This is a genomic window from Amycolatopsis sp. (genome assembly GCF_025464955.1).
GTDB lineage: Bacteria > Actinomycetota > Actinomycetes > Mycobacteriales > Pseudonocardiaceae > Amycolatopsis.
This window is the reverse complement of sequence record NZ_JAODNM010000130.1, coordinates 14,860-40,127: the sequence shown is the minus strand read 5'-3', so window position 1 is coordinate 40,127 and position 25,268 is coordinate 14,860. Positions and strand designations below refer to the sequence as shown.

Sequence of the window (25,268 nt, the reverse complement as noted above, 5' to 3'; positions counted from 1 at the left end):
TCGAAGCAGGTTACGCGCCACCAGTTGATTCGTCTTCCAACCCCGCGTTGTTCGCCCGGCCTTCGAACCTCGTCGACAGCACCACGGTCGTATGCGTCCGCGCGACCCCGGAAATCCGCCGCAACCGGCCCAGCGTGCGCTCGAGGTCGTCGACTGTCGACACCCGGACCTTCACCACGAACGCATCGTCCCCGGCCACCGCGTAGCAGCTCTCGACCTCGTCAAGCTCCCCCAGGGACTCCGCGACATCCTCGTCCGTCGCCGTGTCCGTCGGCTGGATGCCGACGAGCGCCGTCACCCCGAGGCCGACCGCGCTCGGGTTGACCAGCGCGTGGTACCCGGTGATCACCCCGCCGGACTCGAGTTTCCCCACCCGCTCGTGCACCGACGACGCCGACAGCCCGACCAGCCGGCCCAGGTCGGCATATGTTGCCCGACCGTTCACCCGCAGCGCGGCGATGATTTTCCTGTCCACAACATCCATGGGCTCTATTTAAGCCGCGCGGACTCCGTGCCCACGCGGTGGCAGGCGTGTGCAACCAAAGTCTGTTTTGTCCTTTACGACCTCTTTACCCTTGGACAACCGTTCGAGTACCTGACGGGTGAGATGCAACGATTGCCGTGTTAGCTGGCCGGCGCGACGGGCAAAGGGTCCGATACACACCGGTATAGCAGCGAAGTCGTGAAGGAGGCGGAAAGTGACCGCGACCATGTCAGGCCGACTGCTCACGCCAGGTGAGGTCGCCGCGTTGTTCCGAGTAGACCCGAAGACGGTCACTCGGTGGGCGACTGCCGGGCGCATCGGATCGATCAGGACCCCAGGTGGGCACCGTCGGTTCCGGGAGTCCGAGGTCAATGAACTCCTTGCGGAGCTGACCACCGACGCGAGTGAGCCCACGCGCAAGATTTGACGCGCAAGATTTGACGCGCAAGATTTGACGTTCAACGGCCGCGAAGGGTCGTGAGTGGTCATGCCGGGTACCCGGCGTGGCCACTCACGACCCTTCGTTGTCGTATCGGCTCAGTACACTGTTCGTAACCAGGCCGTGGGAAACTCCGTCGAAGGATTAACCTCACAGCAGGAACGGACCGTTGGTCCCGCACACGGAAAGGAGCGAGCATGGTCTACCTGCTCGCGGTGGTCGGTGCATTCACGATCGCCGTACTGTTGTGGCGGGCCTTCGGTCCGGAGCGCGTCGGTGTCCCGTCACGCTCAGCGACCTTGGCACCCGACGACGACCCGGACTTCCTCCGCAAACTCGGTGAAGACCAGCGCCGCCCCCGGGACACGCCCGAGGAGTAAGCCTGTTCTTCAAAACGTAAAGGCCCCCTATGCCGAAACAGCAAAGGGGGCCTTTACGTTGAGTTGAGGAACTAGCCAGCTAGCGCGCGAAACCGTCCGCGACGGTGGCTGCCAGCTCGAGCAGGCTCAGCCGGGTGTCCGGGTTCAGGCGTTCGAGCTCGATCTCCGCGCCCTCTTCCAGGTGCGGGTCGAACGGGATCCGGCACACCGCGCGGACGCGGGCCCCGAAGTGCGCGGACAGCTTGTCGAGGTCGACAGAGCCGCCCTTCGGCCGCACCGAGTTGATCACCGCGACAGACCGTTTGACCAGCTCGCCGTAACCGTGCGCATCGAGCCAGTCGAGCGTGGCGGAGGCGCTGCGTGCCCCGTCGACCGAGCCGGAGGACACCAGTACCAGCGAGTCTGCGACGTCGAGGACGCCCTTCATCGCGGAGTGCATCAGGCCGGTGCCGCAGTCGGTGAGCACGATGTTGTAGAAGTGCTCGAGCAGGTTCACCGCGCGGCGGTAGTCGCTCTCGGAGAAGGCTTCGGACACCGCCGGGTCCTGCTCGCTGGCGAGGATCTCCAGCCGGCTGGACCCCTGCGACGTGTACGAGCGGACATCGCTGTACCGAGTGATCTTGTCCGCGTCGCGCAGCAGGTGCCGCACGGTCGCGGTCGTCTCGATCGGAATCTTCTGCGACAGCGTGCCGCGGTCCGGGTTCGCGTCCACGGCGACGACGCGGTCTCCCCGCAGCGACGCGAACGTCGCGCCGAGGGTGGTCGTGGTGGTGGTCTTGCCGACGCCGCCTTTGAGACTGAGCATCGCGATCTTGTAGCAGCCGCGCAGTGGCTGGTTGACCTGCGCGATCAGCTCGCGGCGGCGCTGGTCGGCCGGGCTCTCGCCGGGGTTGAGGAGCTTCCCGGTGCCGACATAGACCGCCTTGCGCCACCCCGACTGCGGCCGCCGCTTGTTCTGCTTGACCAGATGTGCGGTGGCCAGGTCCGCCGGGCCGTCGTGGGCGTGGCGGCCATGCTGCGACTGGGGCTGCGGCAACGGGATCGCCGACTGGGGCTGCTGCTGGTACTGCGAAGGATCGGGGTACTGCGGCTGAAGCGGCGGCAGGTTCTGGTCGTAACCCTGGTGCTGCGGCTGCTGGGCGTACTGCTGCTGAGGCTGCTGCTGGACGGGCTGCGGGCCGGACGGCGTGGCCTCGGCGTAGTAGGCATGCTGCTGCGCGCCAGGCACCGGGTACGGGCCGGACACGGCCGGGTTCTGCGGCTGCGGGGCAGGCACCTGGTGCGGGCCCGAAGTGGCCGGGTTCGGTACTGGATAACCGCCCGTCCCGGGGTGTGGCGTCGAGTCCGTCCGGTCATCGGAGAACATCCCCGGGCTTGGTTCCACCGGGGTCGCGCCGGTTTCGGGGCTGTCGGGGGACGACTCGTCGCTGGGGCCGGTCACAGCTGGAATCCTCCTGGAACGTCGTCTTCAGTACTCGGTGACGGTAGCCGGGAGAAGCCGCTGTGTCCTACTCAGCCCCCTCGCCGAGTCCGGGCCGCAACCTAAAGGGAATCAGCCGAGTCCGGCGTAGGAGTGGAGCCCCGTGGTGACGAGGTTGATGAAGAAGAGGTTGAACACCATCGCGGCGAACCCGACGACGTTGATCACCGCGGCCCTGGTCCCGCGCCAGCCGGCTGTCGCCCGCGAGTGCAGGTAGGCCGCGTAGAACACCCAGGCTACGAACGCGCAGGTCTCCTTGGGGTCCCAGCCCCAGAAGCGGCCCCACGCGGCCTCGGCCCACACCGCGCCGCAGAGCACGCCGAAGGTGAAGATCGGGAACGCGATGATGGTCATCCGGTAGGCGATGCGGTCGAGCACCGCGGCCTCGGGCAGCTTCGGCCCCATTCGGGGGAACTTCGCCGGGTTCTTGTCGTGCGCCGAGCGGAACAGGTAGAGCACGCTGGCGACACCGGGGACCATGAACACCCCGGACGCGATCACTGCCGCCGAGACGTGGATGACCAGCCAGTACGACTGCAGCGCGGGCTGGACCGGGGCCGCGATCGTGTAGAGCAGGGTCCCGTTGACGAACATCAGGATCACGACGGGCAGCAGCATGAACCCGGACAGGTGGCGCACCGGGAACTTCCTGATCACCACGAGCCAGGTGACCGCGGCGACGAACGTGACCGCCATGCCGTACTCGTACATGTTGCCCCACGGCGCCCGGTGGGTCGCGAAGCCGCGCAGCACGATCGCGGAGAAGTGCAGCACCACCCCGAGCACCATCAGCGAAGCGCCCATGCGCCCGATGCGCTCGGCGCGGCCCTGACGGGCACTCGGCGCGGCGGGCGGGATGACGTCTTCGGTGACCGAGGGACCGCCGGCGCCGGCGAGCTCGCGGACGCGCTGCTTCTGGCGCTCGGCCGCTTGCCTGCCCTTCGCGCCGAAGCTCTGCTCGACGAGGAAGAACAGCAGCGCCAGCACGTAGATGGCGGTCGCGGTGGTGTACGACCAGTCGCTGTACCGGGACAGTGTCTCGTTGATCGGCATGCTCAGGTCCCTTTCCTGCCGGAGGCCAACTGCTCCGCGATTCGGCCGAACTCCTCGCCGTAGCCGGCCTGATCGGTGCGGGCGAGCCCGCCGATCTCGACCACGGTACCGCCCGCCGGATCTTCGGCCGGGATCACCCGGACCCACACCCGGCGGCGTTTGAACAGCAGCGACCCGCCGAGTCCGATGAGCATCGTGATGGCGAAGAACAGGACGAAGTCCTGCGTCGGGTCGTGCGAAATCTGCAGTGACACCCAGCGCTGGACGCCGTCGAACCGGATCTGCGTCTTGTCGTCGAGGGTGATCGTCTGGCCGACGAACAGGTTCTGCCGCGCGACCTGCTTGAGCCTGCCGTCCGCGACCATCGACTGGTCGACACTGAAGATCGACTGGCCCTGCCCGTTGTCCGTGCCGAGGTCGCCGCGCATGACGTTGACGGCCACCGCGGGCAGCGTCAGCTGGGGGCCGGCCGAGGTGAGGATGTTCGCGTGGATGAACGCCGAGGGCGCGAACACGCCGGTGACGGCGAGCTCCTTGGTGCGGCGGACGGCTTCGTCAGTGATGCCCGGCGGCTCGAACTTCGTCGCGCCCTGGGAAAGCAGCGTCGTCTGGTCCACCGGCGCCCACTGGGTCGCCATGCTGCGCTGCTCGCCGTTGGGATAGGTCACCGTGAACTTCGGCGAAAAGCCGTTGCCCAGCAGGTAGACGCGGTCGCCCGCGGTCCGCAGCGGCGAGTTGACCTTCAGGTCGTACGGCCGCCAGGTGCCGGTCTTGAGGTCGTCACCGGACTGGTAGTCGATCGAGGACTCGTACTGGATCGGCTCGCCGTTCTCGGTGTACTGGGCCTTGAAGTCGTTGATCTTGACGCACCACGGGTCCAGCTGGGTCCCGTCGACGCGGAGGCCGGCGTCGAACGAGTCGTAGCCGAGGATGCCGGCGTTGCAGAACTGGCTGCCGTCCGCCTGCACGATGACCTGGCCCGAGTAGCCGAACATCTTGCCGAGGGCGAAGAAGATGATCAAGCCGAGCATGGAGAAGTGGAAGATCAGGTTTCCGGTCTCGCGCAGGTAGCCGCGTTCGGCGGACAGGCTCCGCGAGCCGGTTTCCTCGCGCTCGGTATGCCGCCAGCGCGAAAGCCGGGCGTTCGCCGCGGCCATGACCTCGTCCGGGGAATCCTTGACGACGGCTCGGTGGTAGTGCGGCATCCGCGAGAGGTTGCGCGGGGTCAGCACGGGCTTCGCGCCGATCGCGCGGACGTAGTCGACGAGGCGGGGTACGAGGCAGCCGACGAGCGAGATCATCAGCAGCAGGTAGATCGCGGAGAACCAGATGCTGGAGTAGACGGTGAAGAACTCGAGCTTGTCCAGCAGCGTGCCCCACCAGCCGTGGGACGCGATGAAGGCGTCGGTCTTCGGGCCGTTCAACGCCCGCTGCGGCAGCAGGGCACCGGGCAGCGCGCCGAGCGCGAGCAGGAAGAGCAGCACCAGCGCGGTGCGCATCGAGGTCAGGCCGCGCCAGGTGTTGCGCAGGAAGGCCAGCACCCGCCGCGCGAGCGTGGGGCGGTAGGGCTTTTCCGGCTGGGCCGGAGGTGCTTCGACTGTCGTCACAGAGGCAACCTGACGTCGGAGATGAACGCGTCGCGCATCCAGCCGACGAGCTCGGCCCACAGCCCGGTGACGAGCAGGACGCCGACCACCATCAGCAGCGCGCCGCCGAAGATCTGGACCCGCCTGCCGTTGCGGCGCAACCAGTCCGTCGCCCGGACGGCCCAGCGGGCGCCCAACGCGATCAGCAGGAACGGCAGCCCGAGACCGAGGCAGTAGATGAGCACGAGCACGTAACCGCGGACGGCGTCGCTGCCGGTGGCGGTAGCCATCGACGTCACGCCGGACAGCGTCGGACCGAGACACGGCGTCCAGCCGAGGCCGAACACCGCGCCGAGCACCGGAGCGCCCCAGAGGCCACCCTTCGGCACTTTGTGCGAGCGGATGTCCCGCTGCAGCCAGGGAATCCAGCCGAGGAAGACGAGTGCCATGAGAATCGTCAGCACTCCCCCGACACGCTGCAGGATGTCCTGGTTGATCAGCAGCTCGTCGGCGAGCCAGACGATGGTGCCGAGGCCCGCGACGAACACCACGGTGAACCCGAGCACGAACAGCCCGGCCGCGCCGACGACCGCGAACCGGCCCTTCTTACGCTCCTCACCAGCACTGACGGCCGGCGCTTCGGCGCCGACCAGCGCCGCGAGGTACGCCAGGTAACCGGGAACGAGCGGGACCACGCACGGGGAGGCGAACGAAATCGCCCCGGCGAGCAAAGCGACTCCCGCGGCGAGCAGTAGCGGACCGGAGGTCGCCAGCGCTGTCACCGAGGAGTTCACCCTGATCAGGGTAGGCAGTGAGCTTTTTGTGAGGCCGCCGGGGATAGCTGAACGGGATGCTCCTCACGTCACGTATCGCCCTTGGTCGCCCAGGACCCCTCAGGGCCACCCTTGTGGCGTTGAAAGCCACAAGGGTGGCCCTGAGGGAGCTTTGGGGACTTACTCGGCGGCCAGCTGGCGGACCAGGGGCAGCAGGTCGCCGGCGTTGAGGGTGCGCAGGAAGACGGCGGCGACGCGGTGCTGCTTGTCGAGGACGAGCGTCGACGGCACGACGTTGCGCGGATAACCCGACAGCTGCAGCAGGATCCGGCCCGACGGGTCGAAGATCGACGGGTAGGTGAGCCCGCGGTCGCGGACGAAGTCCTGCGGCGCCTGGCGGCCGCTGTCCTCGCGCAGGTCGATGCCGAGCACCTGGACCCCGGCGCTCGCGGTCTGCTGGCTGACCTTCTCCATCTCGGGCGCCTCCGTCCGACACGGGCCGCACCACTGGCCCCACAGGTTCAGCACGACGACCTTGCCGGGGAAGTCCTCGATGCCGACCTGCTTGCCGACCTGCATCAGGCTGTCGCCGGACAGCTTCGGCGCGGGCTGGCGGTCGGCGACGGGATAGGTGATGTCGACCTTGCCTCCGGGCGCGACGAACGAGAACGTGCTGCCCTGCGCGACGGCGTCCTTGCCGATCGAACACCCCGACAGCGTCAGCGCTGCCAGCAGAACCGCCGCCGCGAGTCGCTTCACGCGCCCGTCACCTTCGGATCGGTCGAACCCGCGGGTTCGCTGTAGACGATGTCGACCAGCTCCTCGCCGTCGAACACCAGGCTGGTCAGCGACGCGAGCGAGCACTGCCTGGCGCGCGGGTCGTGCCACAGCCGCTTCGCCTCCAGGAACCTGCGCAGCGTCCAGATCGGCAGCTGGTGGGACACGCACAGCGCCTCGTGCCCTTCCGCCGCCGCCCGCGCGCGGTAGACCGCGCCGAGCATCCGGTGGGCGATCTCGACGTACGGCTCGCCCCACGACGGCGTGAAGGGGTCGCGCAGCTTCGGCCAGTGCTTCGGCTGCCGCAGCGCGCCATCGCCGACGGCGACCCGCTTGCCCTCGAACTGGTTCCCGGCCTCGATCAGCCTGGCGTCGGTCGCGATGTCGAGCCGGTGCGCGCCGGCGATCGGCGCCGCCGTCTCCTGCGCGCGCTGCAACGGTGACGCGACGACGTGCACGATGTCGTGCCCGGCAACGGCCTCCGCGACCGTCAGCGCCTGACGTTGACCGCGTTCGGACAGCCGGAAACCCGGCAGCCGTCCGTAGAGGATCTTGTCCGGGTTGTGGACCTCGCCATGCCTCAGCATGTGCACGATCGTGGTCACGGCTTCACCGCCACGGCCGCCGCCTGCGCTGCGGCGGGCAACGCCTTCTCGATCACGTCGAACGCGGCGTCGTCCATGGCCGCGTTGACGAACCATGCTTCGTACGCGCTCGGTGGCGGGTAGACGCCCGCGTCGAGCAGCGCATGGAAGAAGGCCGGGAAGCGCCAGGTTTCCGCGGCCTGCGCGCCCGCGTAGTCACGCACCCGGTTCTCGGTGAAGAACACGCTGACCAGGTTGCCCGCGAACTGCACGGTATGTGCGACACCGGCAGCCGTCAGCGCTTCGCCGAACAGGACGCCGAGACGCTGCGAGTTGACGTCCAGCGCGCGGTACACCGACTCGTCGGCGGCACGCAGGGTCGCGAGCCCGGCGGCGACGGCCACGGGGTTCCCCGAGAGCGTTCCGGCTTGGTAGACCGGCCCGCCAGGGGCCAGCCGCGCCATGATGTCGGCCCGCCCGCCGAAGGCCGCCGCGGGCAGCCCGCCGGACATGACCTTGCCGAACGTGTAGAGGTCGCCTTCGACGCCTTCGATGCCGAACCAGCCCGAATGGGAGACGCGGAAGCCGGTCATCACCTCGTCCATCACCAGCAGCGCGCCGTGGGCGTGGGCGAGATCACGCAGTCCGGCGTTGAAGCCGTCATCCGGGGCGATGGCGCCCATGTTGCCCGCGGCCGCTTCGGTGATGATCGCGGCGACGGTGTCCGGATTGTCCATAAAGGACTTTCGGACGGCGTCGAGATCGTTGTACGGCAGCACGATGGTGTCCGCGGCCTGCGCGCCTGTGACGCCAGGTGACGTCGGCAGCCCCAGCGTCGCCAGCCCGGAGCCCGCTTCGGCGAGCAGCGCGTCGACGTGGCCGTGGTAACACCCGGCGAACTTGATGATCTTGCTGCGACCGGTGAAACCGCGAGCGAGCCGGACGGCGCTCATCGTCGCCTCGGTACCGGAGTTGACCAACCGCACCTGCTGCACCGGGTCGACCCGGCCGATCAGCTCCTCGGCGAGCTCGACCTCGCCGCCGGTCGGCGTGCCGAAGGACAGCCCGTTGACGGCGGCCTCCTGGACGGCTCGGACGACGTCCGGATGCGCGTGGCCGAGGATCATCGGCCCCCACGAGGAGACCAGGTCGACGTAACGGGTGCCGTCGGCGTCCCAGAGGTACGGCCCGTCACCCCGGACCATGAACCTCGGGGTCCCACCGACCGAGTTGAACGCCCGGACCGGGGAGTTCACCCCGCCCGGCGTCGACGCTTTCGCCCGCGCGAACCAGGCCTTGGACTGATCGACTCCAGCTGTCACCCGTCCAGTCTCGCAAATCGCGCGGCACGCCCGCCGGCCGGGCACTTTTGTACTTTTGTGGCTCTTCGGTCGTCTGTGTGGGTGCTGGTTGCTGTGGACTGGCTGCGTTTTACCGCAGCAAGGGCCGGGTCGTGTCGGTGTCCGGAGCTGGGTGTGGGACTCGCCGGTCTGATTGTGGGACTCGCCCTCGCTGAACGTGGGACTCGCACAGCCCATCGGCGAGTCCCACACTCCGGCCCGGCGAGTCCCACGTTCAAACCGACGAGTCCCACAGTCACCACCAGCCGACCACACCCGCTGACCTCAGGAACCTCACCAGCCGCACCGGCACCACCCAGCCACCCCAACCGGCCTTCAGAATCCCTTCCCCCCACACCACCCGCCCCTGCCGCGGTAAAACGAGGCCAGTCCACATCACCCGGCACCCACTGAGGCGTCGCGGACCCACACACACGACACAAGAACCACTAAAGTGCCCTGCTTGCGGACGCTCAGGCGACGCCGAGGTGGCGGGCGATGAGCATGCGCTGGACCTCGCTGGTGCCCTCGCCGATCTCAAGGATCTTCGCGTCGCGGTAGAAACGCCCGACCGGGAACTCGTTCATGAACCCGTAGCCACCGAAGATCTGCGTGGCGTCCCGCGCGTTGTCCATGGCCGCGTTCGACGCGACGAGCTTCGCGATCGCGGCTTCCTTCTTGAACGGTTCGCCTCGCAGCATCTTCGACGCCGCCGCATAGTAGGCGAGCCGCGCGGTGTGCGTACGGACCTCCATGTCGGCGATCTTGAACTGCAGCGCCTGGTACGTCCCGATCTTGTGCCCGAACGCCTCGCGCTCGGAGACATACCGCACCGACTCGTCGACGCAGCCCTGCGCCAAGCCGACACTCACCGCGGCGATCGCCACGCGGCCCTCGTCCAAAATGGACAGGAACTGCGCGTACCCGCGGCCGCGTTCGCCGACGAGGTTCTCCTTGGGCACGCGGACATCGGTGAACGCCAGGCCGTGGGTGTCGGACGCGTTCCAGCCGACCTTCGAGTATTTCTTCTCCACCTCGAAGCCGGGCGTACCCGAGGGCACGATGATCGCCGAAATCTCCTTGCGCCCGTTGTCCATCACGCCGGTGACAGCGGTGACCGTGACCAGGCGCGTGATGTCGGTGCCCGAGTTGGTGATGAACGACTTGCTGCCGTTGATGACCCACTCGCCGCCGTCGTCGACGGCCCGCGTGCGCGTCGCGCCGGCGTCCGAACCACCACCCGGCTCGGTGAGGCCGAACGCGCCGAGCGCCTCACCGGCGGTCAACGCGGGGAGCCAGGTTTCCTTCTGTGCCTGCGTGCCGAACCGGTAGATCGGCATGGCACCGAGCGAAACCCCGGCCTCCAAGGTGATCGCGACCGAAGAATCGACCCTGGCGAGTTCTTCCAACGCGAGGCACAGCGCGAAGTAGTCGCCGCCCATGCCGCCGAACTCCTCTGAGATCGGCAGTCCGAAGAGGCCCATTTGAGCCATCTTCGACACGATTTCGTACGGGAATTCCTCCCGCTGGTAGAAGTCACCGATCACGGGCGCGACTTCGGAATGCGCAAAGTCCTCGACGGTCTTTCGCAGGGCTTCGTACTCTTCGTCCAACCGGAAGTCGATCATTTCGAATTCTCCTGTGGGGTGACCAAGGCGAGGTTTTCGTCCATCGCGACCTGTTGGCCGGCCTGGACGTGGAGTTCACTGACAAGCCCGTCGACGGGCGCGGTGATGGTGTGTTCCATCTTCATCGCCTCGACGACGAGCAGCGGGGTGCCGGCGCTGACGACGTCGCCCTTGGCGACCTTGACCACGAGCACAGTTCCGGGCATCGGGCTCTTGACCGGACCGGACCCCGCCGAAACCCCTTGCGCGGTAAGGAGGTTTTCCTGTTCTGCAAGAGCGAGGCACCAACCGTCGCGGGCCAGCCACAGCGCCCTGTCCGCAGTCGCGTACCGGTACCGGTGGAATCCGCCCAGATGACGGATTTCGAGCAGATCGGACTCCAGCCGCGCGGAAAACCGCTCGGGCGTACCGCCGTCCACAGTGACCAGTGCGTCCTCGGGGGTCCCTTCCACGCGGACCACAGCTTCGGCGTCACCGGACTTGAGCCGGAAGGTGACCCCGCCCGCGGACCCGAGCCGCCAGCCACTCGGCACGTCCCACGGATCCACAATGGACCCCTTCGGGCGCAGCGCCAGCAGCTTGTTCAGCGCCGCCGCGACGAAGAACTCGGTGGGCACTTCGGCCGAGACCAAAGTGGACAACCGGCGCTCGACAAGTTCGGTGTCGAGCTTGCCTGCCCGGACCTCGTCGTCGCCGAGCAGTCCACGAAGGAACATGATGTTCGTGCCGACGCCGAGCAGTGCTGTGTCGGCAAGCGCCAGGTCCAGCCGGTGCAGCGCGGAGGCCCGATCCGGCCCCCACGCGATGATCTTCGCGAGCATCGGGTCGTAGTTCGAGCCGATCACCGCGCCCTCGGTCATCCACGAATCGACCCGGACCCCGTCACCCGCGGGCTCGTGCACGGCGAGCACGGTGCCACCGGTGGGGATGAACCCGCGCGACGGGTCCTCGGCGTAAACGCGGGCCTCGACGGCGTGCCCAGTAAACCGGACATCCTGCTGCGTAACGGAAAGGTGTTCACCAGCGGCGATCTTCACCTGCCACTCGACGAGGTCGAGCCCGGTCACCAACTCGGTCACCGGGTGCTCGACCTGCAGCCGCGTGTTCATCTCCATGAAGAAGTACTCGTCCGGTGTTTTCGCGGACATAATGAACTCGACCGTGCCGGCACCGACGTAACCACACGAGCGGGCTGCCTCCACAGCGGACGCGCCCATGCGCGCGCGGGTCTCTTCGTCCAGCAGGACCGAAGGAGCCTCTTCGATGATCTTCTGGTGCCGCCGCTGAAGGCTGCACTCGCGCTCGCCGAGGTGGATGACGTTCCCGTGCGCGTCCGCCAGCACCTGGATCTCGATATGCCGGGGCGTGGTGACGAACCGTTCCATGAGCAGCGTGTCGTCGCCGAACGAACCCTTGGCCTCGCGCCGCGCGGACTCGATCGCGTCCGCCAGGTCCGCGGCTTTCGTCACCAGGCGCATGCCCTTGCCGCCGCCACCGGCGGACGGCTTGAGCAGCAACGGGAACCCGACCTCTTCGGCCGCGGCCGCGTAGCCACCCTTCGGAATGTCCACATCGGATTTGCCCGGCACCACGGGAACTCCGGCCGCCGACACTGTCGCCTTGGCCCGGATCTTGTCGCCCATCGCGTCGATCGCGCTCGCGGGCGGGCCGATGAACACGATCCCGGCGTCGACGCAGGCGCGTGCGAAAGCCGCGTTCTCCGCGAGGAAGCCATAGCCCGGGTGAACAGCCTGCGCCCCGGTATCCAGAGCGGCCTGCACGATAGCGGGAATGGACAGATAGCTTTCCGAGGCTTCGGCCGGGCCGATGCGGACAGCGGTGTGCGCTTCGCGGACGTGCTTGGCATCGCCGTCCGCGTCGCTGTAGACCGCGACCGAGCGGATCCCCATGTCCTGCAGGGACCGGATGACCCGGACGGCGATCTCGCCACGATTGGCGACCAGAACTGTATCGAACACTTCGCTCACATCCTGCTCGTCACATTCTAAAGACGCCGTAGTTGACCGGTTCCAGCGGCGCGTTGGCCGCGGCCGACAGCGCGAGGCCGACCACCGTGCGGGTGTCCGCCGGGTCGATCACACCGTCGTCCCACAACCGCGCCGTCGAGTAGTACGGGCTGCCCTGAGCCTCGTACTGCTCGCGGATCGGGTCCTTGAACAGTTCTTCGTCCGCTGTGGACCATTCGCCGCCGCGCGCCTCGATGCCGTCACGACGAACCGTCGACAACACGGACGCGGCCTGTTCGCCGCCCATCACCGAGATCCGCGCATTCGGCCACATCCACAGGAACCGCGGGGAATAAGCCCGGCCGCACATCGAGTAGTTTCCTGCCCCGAACGAACCGCCGATGATCACCGTCAGCTTCGGGACCCTGGCACACGCGACCGCGGTGACCATCTTGGCGCCGTGCTTGGCAATACCGCCTGCTTCGTAGGCTTTGCCGACCATGAAACCGGAAATGTTCTGCAGGAACAGCAGCGGGATCGAGCGTTTGTCGCACAGCTCGATGAAATGCGCGCCCTTCATCGCCGACTCGGAGAACAGCACGCCGTTGTTCGCGATGATCCCGACCGGGTGACCGTGGACGTGCGCGAAGCCGGTGACGAGCGTGGAGCCGTACTCCTTTTTGAACTCGGCGAACCGGCTGCCGTCGACGATCCGCGCGATGACCTCGCGCACGTCGTACGGGGTCCGCGAGTCCGTCGGCACCACGCCGTACAGCTGCCGCGGGTCCACTTTGGGCTCTTCGGTCGGCTGGACATCCCAAGGCCTGGGCGTGCGCGGCCCGAGCGTCGATACGATGGACCGCACGATGCTCAGCGCGTGCGCGTCGTTGTCCGCCAGGTGGTCGGTGACGCCGGACTGTCGCGAATGGACGTCTCCGCCGCCGAGGTCCTCCGCCGTGACGACCTCGCCGGTCGCGGCCTTCACCAGCGGCGGACCGCCGAGGAAGATCGTGCCCTGGTTGCGCACGATGACCGCTTCGTCGCTCATCGCCGGGACATACGCGCCGCCGGCGGTGCACGAACCGAGCACCGCGGCAATCTGCGGGATCCCGCGGGCCGACATGGTCGCCTGGTTGTAGAAGATCCGGCCGAAGTGCTCGCGGTCCGGGAAGACGTCGTCCTGGCGCGGCAGGAACGCGCCGCCGGAGTCGACCAGGTAGAGGCACGGCAAGTTGTTGTGCAGCGCGACTTCCTGCGCGCGCAGGTGCTTCTTGACCGTCATCGGGTAGTACGTGCCGCCCTTGACCGTGGCGTCGTTGGCCACGATGACGCACTCGCGGCCGGACACGCGGCCAATCCCGGTGATGATCCCGGCGGCTGGCGCTTCGTCGTCGTACAGCCCGGTCGCCGCGAGAGGCGACAGCTCGAGAAACGGGGACCCCGGGTCGAGCAGGGTATCCACCCGGTCGCGCGGCAGCAGCTTGCCGCGTTCGACATGTCGTGTACGCGATTTCTCGGGACCACCGAGCCGAGCTGACGACAGCCTCTTGTCGAGGTCCTCGACCAGCTCGGCATGCGCAAGGGAACTACGTGCGTACTCTTCGCTCCGCGGGTCGGCGGAGCTGCTCAGCACCGGGGTGTCCATGGCTCCTCGTCGTCCGCCTGGCAGCGGAAAGTCAGGTTAGCGGTCGTTAACTACACCATGGATGTTAGCGACCGCTAACCTGGCTGTCCACCGGACCCCGGTGAACGGGAGAAGTACTAGCCGGTAACCGCCTTCAGTGCCGGGTAGTAGCCGCTTGCCTGGCCGGCGACAGTCGGGTGGTACGACTCGTCGACCGGGAACGTCAGGCTGTGCAGGTACGCCGTGCCACTCGAGCAGATGTTGTGACCCGTGAAGTTGGAGCGTACGTCGACGAACGTCGCGCCGGCGGCTGAGGCGCGGTTCGCGAGCACTGTGTCGATCGTGTCCGAACCGGAGTCGATGGCGGTCCGCTTCGCATCACTCAGGCCGAAGCTGCAGCCGCCCGGCACCGTGTAGAACCGCGGGTAGCCCAGCACGATCAGCCGCGCGTTCGGGGCTTTCGCCTTGATCGTCGCGTAGACGTTGTCCAGCAGCCCGGGCAATGTGCCGTTGACGTAGGTCTTGGCCGTGTTGACCCGATCGACGCAGGTCTGATCCGAGTTCAGCGTGCACGTGGTGATCACGTCGGTGAACCCGGCGTCGTTACCGCCCACCGAGACGGTCACCATCGTCGCGCCCGACGGGATCGACGCGGCCTGGGTCAGCACGTCGTTCGTGCGCGCGCCGGAACAGGCCAGGAACTGGAACTGCGTTCCGGCGTGCGCGTTCGCCCACAGTTGCGGGTACGCGTTCGTGCTGCGCTTGCAGGCGCCGGAGTTTCCGTAGCTTCCGGCACCGACCCCGGACGAGTACGAGTCGCCGAGCGCGGAGTAGGTGGTCGCGGTGACGGCCCCGGCGGTACCGGCTAGCCCGGCGGTCGCGAGTAGGGCGACGGCCGCCGTGGTCAGGAGCCTTTTGAGGGCGAAAGGGGACTTGCGGGTACGAGCAGACATGGGCCACTCCCTTGTGACGTATCAACGCGACGTATCAATACCAGGTGTGTTCCCCACGAGGAAGGATCCGCGTGAGACGTACCCGCTTGGCTTAACCTGGAAGTCTGACTCGGCGCTGACTGATGCCTGAGAGCGACGCTGACCAGTGCTGTTAGCGCTCGCTAACCTCCTTCTTCTAAGATCGGCCCATGGCGTCCAATCCGACCCCGCTGGTTAACGGGGAGAAGGCCAGCCGACGTGAGCAGATCCTCGCCGCGGCCGCGGAACTGTTCGCCCACCACGGCTTCCACGGCGTCGGCATCGACGACATCGGCGCGGCGGTGGGGATCTCGGGGCCGGCCCTCTACCGGCATTTCCGCAGCAAGGACTCGATGCTCGGCGAGATGCTGAACTCGATCAGCTTGTACCTGCTCGACGGCGGCACCGCACGCGCCGAGCAGGTCGTCGATCCGCGCGAAAAGCTCACCGAACTGGTGAAATTCCATGTCGAGTTCGCGCTCGAGCACCCCGCGCTCATCACCGTGCAGGAACGGAACCTCGCCAACCTCACCGACACCGACCGCAAGCAGGTCCGTGCCCTGCAACGGCGTTACGTCGAGATCTGGGTGCAGGCCATTTCCGACGCGGTTCCCGGGGTCGGCGAGCGACATGCCCGGTCAGCGGCACACGCGGTGTTCGGACTGATCAACTCCACGCCGTACAACCGCCATCTCGGTGACGACGAGCTCGCCGAACTGCTCGGCAAGCTCGCGCTCGGTGCACTACGCGCCGCGACTTGATCCAACGGCCCGGACGGACTACCCCAAACCTCGCTGCGCTGGTGTTTGATAGGCGTGTGGAGCCCGACAGGAGCGAGGACGAGCGTCGGCTCGTCGAAAAGGCGCAGCGCGCCCTCGTCGCGATCAGCCTCGGCGCGGACGCCGAAGCCCTCGACGAGGTGGCGCCGTCCGCTGTCGAGCCCCAAGCACGTTCGGCGGAAACCCGGGGACTCATGCTGCTGCTGTTCGGTGAATGCAGCGCGATGGTGTCCACCCTCGGCGACGGCGGCAGCGCGCCGGTCAAGGTCCAGGTGTTCGACGAAGACGGCGAAGAAGTGTCCATCGACCAGGCGGACCCGCCCGTCCGCACCGCCGTCCGCACCCTGCTCGCCGAAGTCCACGGCAACACCGAGGCCGCCGAGGAACAGGTCGAGATCGCACTGGCCAACGCCGCCCCCGACGAGGTCGACAGCCTGGTCCTGCAGGCCCTGCGCTGGACGATCCGCCTGTCCGCGGAATGCCTCGAGCGCGATCTCCCCGTCGCCGACTGGATCTCCGACGCCGTGGCGGACGACTGACTGGTCGCACGCTGAGACCCGAGACTAACCGATCAGGGACTTGACCAGGGCGCCGATCTGATCCGTCTCGATGAGGAAAGAGTCGTGCCCGTACGGCGAAGAGATCAGCGCGGGTTCGCCCGCGCCCCGGATCCCCTCGGCCAGCGCTTGTGCCTGGTAGGGCGGATACAGCCGATCCGTGTCGACGCCCGCGATCACCGAACGCGCCTTGACGCGCGAAAGAGCCGAAGCGACGCCGCCGCGGTCACGGCCGACGTCGTGGGCGTTCATCGAGCGGGTGAGCGTCACGTAGCTGCCGGAGTCGAAGCGCCGGACGAGCTTGTCCGCATGATGGTCCAAATAGGACTCGATGGCGAATCGCCCGCCCTGTGCGGGATCCTCGTCGTCCTGCGGGTCCCGGCCGAAACGCTCGGCCAGTTCCTGCTCGCCGCGGTAGGTCACGTGCGCGATCCGGCGAGCGATGCCGAGTCCGCGATGCGGCCCTTCGCCGGGCGCTGCGTCGTAGTAGTCGCCACCGCGCCAACCCGGATCGGACGTGATCGCGTGCAGCTGCGGGGACGCCCACGCGATCTGCTCGGCGGACGCCGACGCGGTGGAAGCCAGCACCAGCAGCGAATCGACGCGGTCCGGGTGCATGACCGCCCATTCCAGCGCGCGCATCCCACCCATCGACCCACCGAGCACGGCAGCCCAGGACGCGATGCCCAGCGCGTCCGCCAGCTGGGTTTCGACGGCCACCTGGTCACGCGGGGTGACGTACGGAAACCTGCTGCCCCAAGACTTTCCATCGGGGTCGGCTGAGGAAGGACCCGTCGATCCCTGGCAGCCGCCCAACACGTTGGGCGCGACGACGAAGAACTCGCCGGTGTCCACGGAGCGTCCCGGCCCGAGCAGCCCATCCCACCAGCCGGCGGTCGGGTGCCCGGGTTCGGCGGGCCCGATGATGTGCGAATCCCCGGTCAGGGCGTGTTCGACGAGAACCGCGTTCGAGCCGTCGGAGTTGAGCGTGCCCCAGGTTTCGTACGCGAGCTCGAACCCCGGCAGCACCCCACCGGCCTCCAGCCGCAACGGACCGGCGCCGGTGATCCACTTCCGCCGCCCAGGTGGATCGCCTGCCCGCCACGCACCGGTGACGGGCAGGCGATCTTTACTGGGAAGGGTCACTGAGCGGCCTTGGCCGCCCGGAAGCCGGCTTCGAGGTCTGCCTTCAGGTCCTCGATGCCTTCCAGCCCGACGGACAGCCGGACCAGACCCGGCGTGACGCCGCTGGTGAGCTGCTCCTCCGCCGAAAGCTGGGCGTGCGTGGTGCTCGCCGGGTGCACGATCAGGCTGCGCACGTCGCCGATGTTCACCAGCTGGCTGTGCAGTTCGGTGCCGTCGACGAAGTGGCGGCCGGCTTCGACACCGCCGCGAAGGTCGAACGACAGGACCGCACCGGCGCCCTTCGGCAGGTACTTCTGGGCCGCCTCGTAGAACGGGCTCGACGGCAGGCCGGCGTAGTAGACCTTTTCGACCTCGTCGCGCGATTCGAGCCATTCGGCCAGCGCCTGCGCGTTGGACACGTGCCGCTCGAGCCGCAACGAAAGCGTCTCGATGCCCTGCAGGATCAGGAAACTGTTCAACGGCGCGATCGCGGCACCGGTGTCACGCAGGATCTGGACGCGCGCTTTGGCCGCGTACGCGCCCGGTCCGAGTGCTTCCCAGTACTTGAGACCGCCGTAGCTCGGGTCCGGCTCGGTGAAACCGGGGAACTTCTCCGGGTTCTTGCCGTAGTCGAAGGTGCCACCGTCGACGAGCACACCGGCGACCGTGGTGCCGTGGCCGCCGAGGTATTTGGTCGCCGAGTGGACGACGATGTCCGCGCCGTGTTCGATCGGACGCAGCAGGAACGGCGTCGGGATCGTGTTGTCGACGACCAGCGGCACCCCGGCCTCGTGCGCGACGTCGGCCACACCGCGAATGTCCAGCACGTTGCTGCCGGGGTTGGCCAGCGTCTCACCGAAGAACAGCTTGGTGTTCGGACGCACCGCGGCCCGCCACTGCTCGAGGTCGTCCTGGTCCTCGACGAAGGTGACCTCGATGCCGAGCTTCGGCAGGGTGTAGTGGAAGAGGTTGTACGTGCCGCCGTACAGGGAAGGGCTGGACACGAAGTGGTCGCCCGAGCTCGCGAGGTTGAGAATCGCCGCGGTGGTGGCGGCCGACCCGGACGCGAACGCCAGCGCCGCGACGCCGCCTTCGAGCGCGGCGAGGCGTTGCTCGAGGACGTCCTGGGTCGGGTTCATGATGCGCGTGTAGATGTTGCCCGGCTCGGCGAGGCTGAACAGGTCGGCGCCGTGCTGGCTGTCGCGGAAGACGTACGACGTCGTCTGGTAGATCGGCGTGGCCCTGGCCCCGGTGGTGGGATCGGGCGCCGCACCCGCGTGAATCTGCTTGGTCTCGAAAGACCACGCCGAGCTGTCGGAACCGTCCACGCCCATCAGATTCTCCTTGCGGCAGGAAGTCTTCGCTGTTGCCTCGAAGTTACGTCTGCCCGGTGGCTCACCCAACCGGGTCCCACCTGCTGAGAGCGTCCGGATCAAGCGCGACGCGCTCCGCTCGGCGACACTGTAGCCATGGTGTCGGTGCGCAGTCTCGTCGATCGGGTGGGCCCGACGCTGCTGCGCGCGGTGCTGCTGCCGGAGACCTGCCCGGCGGTCGCGGACGTGGTGATCGCCGAACCGGGCGGTCCCGGCCAGCTTTCCGCCGGTGACCTCGTGCTCGGCGTCGCCGTGACCGAACCGGAGGACGCCGTCGAGCTCATCCGCGGCAGTGCCGCGCGGGGTGCCGCAGCCGTCCTCTTCAAACCGCCGCTGGCGGCCAAACCGGCGGTGAAACGCGCGGCGAAGGCGGCGGGTGTCGCGCTGGTCGAGGTCCGCGGCGCGGCGTCGTGGGCCCAGCTCGTCTGGTTGCTGCGGACCGTCCTCGACGCGATCACCGACGAGTCCGACACCGACGCGGTGGAAAACGACGACCGCCAGGGTTCGGCCGACCTCTTCCGGCTGGCCGACGCCGTCGCGTCCGTGGTCGACGCGCCGGTGACCATCGAGGACACGAACTCGCGCGTGCTGGCGTATTCGGCGCGCCAGGACCTCACCGATCCCGCCCGGATCTCCACGATCATGGGCCGGCGGATCCCCGACGACGTGCTGGCGAAATTCCGCTCCCGCGGGGTGTTTCGCGAACTTTCCCGAGGCAGGCAAACGGTGTTCGTGCCAGCTCAGCGCGACGGGACGCTCCCGCGGCTGATCGTGCCGATCCGGATGGGCGGCGAACTGCTCGGCTCGATGTGGGCAGTGGTGGCCGGGCCGGTGTCGGACGAGCGGGCCGCCGCGTTCGCCGACGCCGCGCCGGTCGTCGCGCTGAACCTGCTGCGGCGAAGGGCACACGCCGACGCCCAGCGGCGAGCGTCCGCCGAGCTGCTGCGCGCTGTCCTCGACGGGAAAGCCAGTCCCCGCAAGGCGATGGCGGAACTCGACCTGACCGACGAGCCCCACCGCGTCGTCGTGATCGAGACGCCTGGCAGCGACACTCAGGGCGAAGGTTTACGGCTCGCGTTGCTGGAGAAGATCTCCCAAGGCGTCGGCAGGCGTCCCGCCGCGACCGAGCTCGGCGGACTGCTCTACGCGGTGGTGCCCGACGGTGACGGCCCCGGCGGCTGGGCCGAGTTGCGCGGCGCACTGGTCGAGATGCCGACGTCCGGCCGAGGGGCCGCGCCGCGGGTCGCTGCCGGCAGCCCGACCGAGATCGGCGAGCTGGCCGTGTCCCGCGCCCAAGCCGACGAGGCCCTCGGCCTGCTGCGCGCGGGACTGGTGCCCGGGCGAGTCGTCAGCTTCGACGAGGCGTGGACGGCGCTCGCGCTGCATCGGGGCGCGGCAGCGGCCGCGGCCGCCAAGGTCGCCGAGCTGGGCCCGCTCGCCGCGCTGCGCGCACACGACCAGGCGACCGGCGCCGGGTACGTCGACACGCTGTACCAGTGGCTGCGGCATCCCGGCAACCCGCGCGCCGCGGCCAAGGAGCTCAGCATCCACCCCAACACCCTGCGCTATCGGATGCGGAAGCTGCTCGAACAGGTGCCGCTCGACCTGGACGATCCGGACGTGCGGCTGGCGCTGATCACCCAGCTGGTCGCACTGCGGTGGAGCTGACCGGCCCAACCGTTAGCCCGGATGGTCCGCGCGGAAGGGACGGAATGTCGGTTCTGCCCGTCAATGTCATCCTTTCCGGTGATTCCTTGGCTACTTTTCGCTGGCCCATCGAGGGCCATCAAGCGTAACCGAGGAGTCGCCATGAGCTATCCCGAGCGCGTCCGGAAATTCGTCAGGACCGGCGTTCTGTCGACGCTGACACTGGCCTGCCTCGTGGTACCAGGCACCGCCGCCAGCAGCGCTTTCACCAGTATCGAGGCCGCGCCCGCAACGCCCTCCTGTCTCCATCCCGCGAACCCGGCGGACCGCAGCAAGGACGGCGACGCCAACACGCTCGCCCCGGCGAACGCGGCCGCGGTGGAAGCCGACATGGCGCATCGGCTGGCGACCCGCGGCAAGTCCGCGAACGCGCTCGCCGCCGTCTCGATCCCGGTGTACGTCCACGTGATCACGAGCGGCTCCACCGGCTCGCTGCCGGCCGCGACCATCACGAAACAGATCTCCGTGCTCAACAGCGCGTACTCGCCCGCGGGCTTCTCGTTCAAGCTCACCAGCACCGACTACACGAACAAAGCCGCCTGGTACAACGGAATCACCGACGGCTCGTCCGCCGAACAGCAGATGAAGACCACACTGCACAAGGGCGGCGCGAACGCGCTCAACCTGTACACCGCATCCCTCGGCGACAGCCTGCTCGGCTGGGCGACCTTCCCCTGGGGCTACAGCGCGAGCCCGGCGATGGACGGCGTCGTCATCCTCGACGAGTCGTTCCCCGGCCGCTCGGCCGCCAACTACAACGAAGGCGACACCGCGACCCACGAGATCGGGCACTGGCTCGGGCTCTACCACACGTTCCAGGGCGGCTGCTCGGGCTCGGGCGACTACGTCTCCGACACCCCCGCCGAAGCCAGCGCGACCTCAGGCTGCCCGGCCACGAAGGACACCTGCACCGCGTCGGGCAAGGACCCGATCCACAACTTCATGGACTACAGCTACGACAGCTGCATGACTGAGTTCACCCCCGGCCAGGACACCCGCATGACCAACGCCTGGACCTCCTACCGAGGCTAGCGTCGGCTCCGGAGCTGGCCAGCTCCAAGGACCCCTCGGGGCCACCCTTGTGGCGTTGAACGCCACAAGGATGGCCCCGAGGGAACGCCCCTCACACCCGGAAGCTGAGATCCGCAGCCCGCATCGAAGCAGGCTGGACACGCAGCCAGACGGTGCCCTTCGTCGCCGGGTCGTCACCGAGGTAGCTCCGAAACCTCGCGTCCCAACCGGCTTCGTCCTCGCCGAGATACCGGCGTAACTTGCGACGTCCGCGCGGGACGTCGAACGGCAGCAGCTGCCAGGAACGCATCGACCTCGAAGTCACTCACACTTCCAACAGCGTCTTGCCGACGGTCTCCCGCGACTCGATCGCCGCGTGTGCGTCGGCCGCCTGTTCGAGCGCGAACCGCTGCCCGATCACCGGCCGCAGCCTGCCCTCGGCCGCGTCCGCCAGCGCGCTCGTGGTGAACTCGCGGAACAGCGCCGGACTCCCGATCCCGCGTACCACCGTGACCTCTCGCTCGGCGACGTCGTCGGGGATCGTCGTCCACGTTCCACTGGCGAGCCCGAACATCACCATCCGCCCGCCGCTCCTGAGCAGCCCGAACGCCGCCGCGCCGACGTCCCCGCCGACGCCGTCGAACACGACGTCGACCGCGCCGATTCGCTCGGCCCACTCTGGCTCGCTGTAGTCGACGGCGAAGTCCGCGCCGAGTTCCAGTACGTGCTCGACCTTGCGTGCGCCACCGGCGACCCCGATCACCTCGGCCCCCGCCGCCTGCGCGAGCTGCACCAGCAGTCCGCCGACGCCCCCGGCCGCCGCCTCGACGAGCACGCGTTCCCCCGGCTGGATCGACGCGGCCCGCGCGAGCCCGGTCGCCGTCCGGCCGTCGGCCAGCAACGCCACCGCGACGTCGAGCCCCAGCCCGTCAGGCACCTCGAACAGCGTCGCCGCGTCGACGGCCACCCGCTGCGCGTAGCCGCCGGAACCCCCGGTCCCCGTGACGACCCGCATGCCGACGATCTCGCTGTCCACCCCCGGGCCGACAGCGCTGACCACCCCGCCTACGCCGTTGCCCGGAATCATCGGCAACTCCGCGGCGAACGGCCCCTGCCCACTCGCCCGGAACTGCGTCTCGACAAAAGTGATCCCGGCGAACACCACTTCGACCAGCGCCTGCCCCACCCCTGGCACCGGATCGGGCGCGTCACCCGCGAACAACACCCGCGGTCCGCCGAACTCCTTCAACCACACAGCTCGCATCGGCCAAGCCTGCAACCTCGACCACACTCGAGGTCAAGCGGCGTGACGCGGCCAGCCGACGTCGACACCCCCCAGGAACCACAGCGCGAACCCCGACACTCCGACCGCGGACAGGCTTGCCAACGCCACCGCGGTGTCCAGCGCGGCTAGCTCGGTGAGCACGACGAAGCAAGCGAAGCTGATCAACGTCGGCACGACCAGCGCCAACACGCCGACTCCCCAGGACAGCCCCCGACCACGATCCGACGACTTCCAGGCGAAACCGGCCGCGGCGAGGGCGAAGATCGCCGTCACCAGCATCGTGCCGCCGATCGTGTCACTGAGGCGGTGCCAAGCCAGCGTGATCGTCGACGACGAAACCCACGCCACCGCGATCGCGCCCGGCACCAGCACAAACGGCCGCCCCCGGCGCGGGACGACGAGCGCCAAGGCCAGCACGCAGGCCATCGCCGCGCTGGCGTGTCCGCTCGGGAAGCTGTTGTGCCAGGCACGCCCCTCGTTGCCCAGATCCGGGCGAACCAGCACGGACGTCTTGAGGAAGTCGGTCGCGAGCAGCGAAACCCCCAGCGCCACCAACGAAACGAGGCCCAGCACGAACTGGCGCCGCATCCCGGCGATGATCACGACCAGCCCGGCCGACAGGAGGATCACCGTCGCGACGTCGGCGCCCTGCAACAGCGTCGCCGAGGAGTCCTGACCGAGCCGGGCGGCGGACTGAGCGTTGTGCAGGATGGCGTCCTCAGCGCGCTGCCCGCCCGCGGTGAACACGAAAATCCCGTAGGTGAACAGAAACGCGATGACGCAGCCGACGGCAGCCAAGGCCGCGAGACCGCGTCTGGAACCCGTCCGGGGCTCCTTCGCGGGGAAATCCTGCGGGGTCGGGGTCCATAGCGGTTGGGTTCGCGCCGAACTGCTGATCACCATGACATCCACTGTCGACCGCGAGTTTGCGGTTTCTGTGTGCGCGATGTCATCGTTCTGCCACAAAACGCCGACAGGTCGCTGACAATCTGACTCTGTCTCGACAGCACTACGAGAGTCCCTGAAGATTGTCCTGACAGCACGATGACACCGCCGTCCGGGTGGTTCACCGTGGTCAGGAGCACTTACCGCAACGCCTTCAGGAGGCCTCTCGTGCGTATCGCCGTACCCCGTGAGATCAAGAAGCACGAGTACCGGGTGGCGTTGACCCCGGCGGGCGTGCACGAGCTGACCCGGCGAGGTCACGACGTCTTCATCGAGACCGGCGCGGGCGTCGGTTCGTCGATCACCGACGACGAGTACGTCGCCGCGGGCGCCAAGGTGCTCGCGACCGCCGCCGAGACTTGGGCCGAGGGCGAGCTGGTCCTGAAGGTCAAGGAGCCGATCGCCCAGGAGTACCCGCTGCTCCGCGCGAACCAGGTGCTGTTCACCTACCTGCACATCGCGGCCGACCGCCCGCTGACCGACGCGCTGCTGGCGTCGGGCACGACGGCGATCGCCTACGAGACGGTGCAGACCGCGAACGGCGCGCTGCCGCTTCTCGCGCCGATGTCCGAGGTCGCCGGCCGGCTCGCTCCGCAGGTCGGTGCCTACGCGCTGATGAAGCCCAGCGGCGGCCGCGGCGTGCTGCCCGGCGGCATCCCCGGGGTGCACCCGGCGCGGGTCGTCGTGATCGGTGGCGGCGTGGCCGGCATCAACGCGGCGCGGGTCGCGCTCGGCCTCGGCTCGGACGTCGAAATCCTCGACACCAACGTCGACCGCCTCCGCCAGATCGACAACGACTTCGGCGGCCGCATCCGCACGGTGACGTCGAACAAGTTCTCCGTGGAGCAGGCCGTGCTCGAGGCCGACATGGTCATCGGCGCGGTGCTGGTCCCGGGCGCGAAGGCGCCGAAGCTGGTCTCGAACGACCTCGTGTCGCGCATGAAGCCGGGCAGTGTCCTGGTGGACATCGCGATCGACCAGGGCGGCTGCTTCGCCGACTCACGGCCGACCACCCACGACGAGCCGACCTACCAGGTGCACGACTCGGTGTTCTACTGCGTCGCGAACATGCCGGGCGCGGTGCCGCGGACGTCGACGTACGGCCTCACGAACGTGACGCTGCCGTACGCCGTGCAGCTGGCCGAGCTCGGCTGGAAGGCCGCGCTCACCGCGGATCCGAGCCTCGCGAAGGGTCTCAACACCCACGCCGGTGCCCTGACGAACGGCCCGGTCGCCGTCGCCCACGACCTCCCCCACACCCCCGTGGCGTCCGTCCTCGCCTGACTCCAACAAACGAAAAGGGCCCCACCACCCGGTGGGGCCCGTTTCTTGTCCCTCAAGCGTCACCACGCCCGCCAACAGCGACATACCGCACCGTGGGGGTCTGGGGGCTCGGCCCC

General features: G+C 68.3%; 24 protein-coding genes. 7 read left to right on the top strand and 17 right to left on the bottom strand.

What is annotated here, in order from left to right; translation table 11 throughout:
• Positions 1-10 precede the first annotated feature (10 nt).
• Positions 11-484: an Lrp/AsnC family transcriptional regulator gene (locus tag JWQ81_RS34110; protein WP_297547937.1), complete on the bottom strand. Its 474-nt coding sequence runs from the start codon at positions 482-484 to the stop codon at positions 11-13.
• 226 nt (positions 485-710) lie between these two features.
• On the opposite strand from JWQ81_RS34110, the gene JWQ81_RS34105 reads away from it, so the two are divergent.
• Positions 711-911: a BldC family transcriptional regulator gene (locus JWQ81_RS34105; protein WP_297548013.1), complete on the top strand. Its 201-nt coding sequence runs from the start codon at positions 711-713 to the stop codon at positions 909-911.
• Between the two features lie 209 nt (positions 912-1,120).
• Positions 1,121-1,303: a hypothetical protein gene (locus JWQ81_RS34100; RefSeq protein ID WP_297547935.1), complete on the top strand. Its 183-nt coding sequence runs from the start codon at positions 1,121-1,123 to the stop codon at positions 1,301-1,303.
• A gap of 79 nt (positions 1,304-1,382) precedes the next feature.
• Here the strand turns inward: JWQ81_RS34100 and JWQ81_RS34095 are convergent, their stop codons facing one another.
• The 11 genes from JWQ81_RS34095 to JWQ81_RS34045 all read right to left on the bottom strand — a co-directional run bounded on the left by JWQ81_RS34095 (position 1,383) and on the right by JWQ81_RS34045 (position 15,068).
• Complete coding sequence (locus tag JWQ81_RS34095) at positions 1,383-2,744, bottom strand: MinD/ParA family protein (RefSeq protein ID WP_297547933.1); 1,362 nt, start codon at positions 2,742-2,744, stop codon at positions 1,383-1,385.
• A gap of 111 nt (positions 2,745-2,855) precedes the next feature.
• The gene (gene ccsB, locus JWQ81_RS34090; protein WP_297547931.1) at positions 2,856-3,836 is read right to left on the bottom strand and encodes a c-type cytochrome biogenesis protein CcsB; all 981 of its coding nucleotides are present in this window, start codon (positions 3,834-3,836) and stop codon (positions 2,856-2,858) included.
• Between the two features lie 2 nt (positions 3,837-3,838).
• Complete coding sequence (locus JWQ81_RS34085) at positions 3,839-5,443, bottom strand: cytochrome c biogenesis protein ResB (RefSeq protein WP_297547929.1); 1,605 nt, start codon at positions 5,441-5,443, stop codon at positions 3,839-3,841.
• A complete protein-coding gene (locus JWQ81_RS34080; protein WP_297548011.1) occupies positions 5,440-6,222 on the bottom strand; it encodes a cytochrome c biogenesis CcdA family protein in 783 nt (260 codons plus the stop codon). Before JWQ81_RS34080 ends, JWQ81_RS34085 begins: the two co-directional genes overlap by 4 nt.
• Before the next feature lie 153 nt (positions 6,223-6,375).
• Complete coding sequence (locus JWQ81_RS34075; RefSeq protein ID WP_297547927.1) at positions 6,376-6,954, bottom strand: TlpA disulfide reductase family protein; 579 nt, start codon at positions 6,952-6,954, stop codon at positions 6,376-6,378.
• Positions 6,951-7,577 (bottom strand): histidine phosphatase family protein, encoded by a 627-nt coding sequence (locus JWQ81_RS34070; protein ID WP_297547925.1) that lies wholly within the window; start codon positions 7,575-7,577, stop codon positions 6,951-6,953. Before JWQ81_RS34070 ends, JWQ81_RS34075 begins: the two co-directional genes overlap by 4 nt.
• Positions 7,574-8,878: a glutamate-1-semialdehyde 2,1-aminomutase gene (gene hemL, locus JWQ81_RS34065; RefSeq protein WP_297547923.1), complete on the bottom strand. Its 1,305-nt coding sequence runs from the start codon at positions 8,876-8,878 to the stop codon at positions 7,574-7,576. The genes JWQ81_RS34070 and hemL overlap by 4 nt, the downstream gene beginning before the upstream one ends.
• A 491-nt stretch (positions 8,879-9,369) precedes the next feature.
• Entirely contained in the window at positions 9,370-10,524 is a 1,155-nt protein-coding gene (locus tag JWQ81_RS34060; RefSeq protein WP_297547921.1) for an acyl-CoA dehydrogenase family protein, read from the bottom strand.
• Positions 10,521-12,503: an acetyl/propionyl/methylcrotonyl-CoA carboxylase subunit alpha gene (locus tag JWQ81_RS34055; RefSeq protein WP_297547919.1), complete on the bottom strand. Its 1,983-nt coding sequence runs from the start codon at positions 12,501-12,503 to the stop codon at positions 10,521-10,523. The genes JWQ81_RS34060 and JWQ81_RS34055 overlap by 4 nt, the downstream gene beginning before the upstream one ends.
• A gap of 19 nt (positions 12,504-12,522) precedes the next feature.
• Entirely contained in the window at positions 12,523-14,136 is a 1,614-nt protein-coding gene (locus JWQ81_RS34050) for a carboxyl transferase domain-containing protein (RefSeq protein ID WP_297547917.1), read from the bottom strand.
• Between the two features lie 116 nt (positions 14,137-14,252).
• Positions 14,253-15,068, bottom strand: coding sequence for an SGNH/GDSL hydrolase family protein (locus JWQ81_RS34045; protein ID WP_297547916.1), 816 nt, complete (start codon positions 15,066-15,068; stop codon positions 14,253-14,255).
• 188 nt (positions 15,069-15,256) lie between these two features.
• On the opposite strand from JWQ81_RS34045, the gene JWQ81_RS34040 reads away from it, so the two are divergent.
• Together JWQ81_RS34040 and JWQ81_RS34035 are read left to right on the top strand one after the other, a co-directional pair.
• Entirely contained in the window at positions 15,257-15,847 is a 591-nt protein-coding gene (locus JWQ81_RS34040) for a TetR/AcrR family transcriptional regulator (RefSeq protein WP_297547914.1), read from the top strand.
• A gap of 56 nt (positions 15,848-15,903) precedes the next feature.
• The gene (locus tag JWQ81_RS34035; protein ID WP_297547912.1) at positions 15,904-16,404 is read left to right on the top strand and encodes a hypothetical protein; all 501 of its coding nucleotides are present in this window, start codon (positions 15,904-15,906) and stop codon (positions 16,402-16,404) included.
• 24 nt (positions 16,405-16,428) lie between these two features.
• On the opposite strand, the gene JWQ81_RS34030 is transcribed toward JWQ81_RS34035, so the two are convergent.
• Both JWQ81_RS34030 and JWQ81_RS34025 read right to left on the bottom strand, forming a co-directional pair.
• Positions 16,429-17,568: a homoserine O-acetyltransferase gene (locus tag JWQ81_RS34030; RefSeq protein WP_297547911.1), complete on the bottom strand. Its 1,140-nt coding sequence runs from the start codon at positions 17,566-17,568 to the stop codon at positions 16,429-16,431.
• Entirely contained in the window at positions 17,565-18,881 is a 1,317-nt protein-coding gene (locus JWQ81_RS34025; RefSeq protein ID WP_297547909.1) for a bifunctional o-acetylhomoserine/o-acetylserine sulfhydrylase, read from the bottom strand. The genes JWQ81_RS34030 and JWQ81_RS34025 overlap by 4 nt, the downstream gene beginning before the upstream one ends.
• A 135-nt stretch (positions 18,882-19,016) precedes the next feature.
• On the opposite strand from JWQ81_RS34025, the gene JWQ81_RS34020 reads away from it, so the two are divergent.
• Positions 19,017-20,588, top strand: a complete 1,572-nt coding sequence (locus JWQ81_RS34020) for a CdaR family transcriptional regulator (protein WP_297547907.1) — start codon at positions 19,017-19,019, stop codon at positions 20,586-20,588.
• 141 nt (positions 20,589-20,729) lie between these two features.
• Positions 20,730-21,659 (top strand): zinc metalloprotease, encoded by a 930-nt coding sequence (locus JWQ81_RS34015; protein WP_297547905.1) that lies wholly within the window; start codon positions 20,730-20,732, stop codon positions 21,657-21,659.
• Positions 21,660-21,750: 91 nt separating this feature from the next.
• Here JWQ81_RS34015 and JWQ81_RS34010 read toward each other — a convergent pair whose 3' ends face one another.
• Genes JWQ81_RS34010 through JWQ81_RS34000 form a run of 3 tightly spaced genes read right to left on the bottom strand, consistent with a single transcriptional unit; the run spans position 21,751 to position 23,826 of the window.
• A complete protein-coding gene (locus JWQ81_RS34010; protein WP_297547903.1) occupies positions 21,751-21,963 on the bottom strand; it encodes a hypothetical protein in 213 nt (70 codons plus the stop codon).
• A complete protein-coding gene (locus JWQ81_RS34005; RefSeq protein WP_297547901.1) occupies positions 21,964-22,902 on the bottom strand; it encodes a zinc-binding dehydrogenase in 939 nt (312 codons plus the stop codon).
• 33 nt (positions 22,903-22,935) lie between these two features.
• Positions 22,936-23,826 carry a phosphatase PAP2 family protein gene (locus JWQ81_RS34000; protein ID WP_297547899.1) on the bottom strand — a complete coding sequence of 297 codons (891 nt, stop codon included), beginning with the start codon at positions 23,824-23,826 and terminating at the stop codon, positions 22,936-22,938.
• 210 nt (positions 23,827-24,036) lie between these two features.
• Here JWQ81_RS34000 and ald point away from each other — a divergent pair, with 210 nt between their 5' ends.
• A complete protein-coding gene (gene ald, locus JWQ81_RS33995; RefSeq protein WP_297547897.1) occupies positions 24,037-25,152 on the top strand; it encodes an alanine dehydrogenase in 1,116 nt (371 codons plus the stop codon).
• The last annotated feature ends 116 nt before the right edge of the window (positions 25,153-25,268 follow it).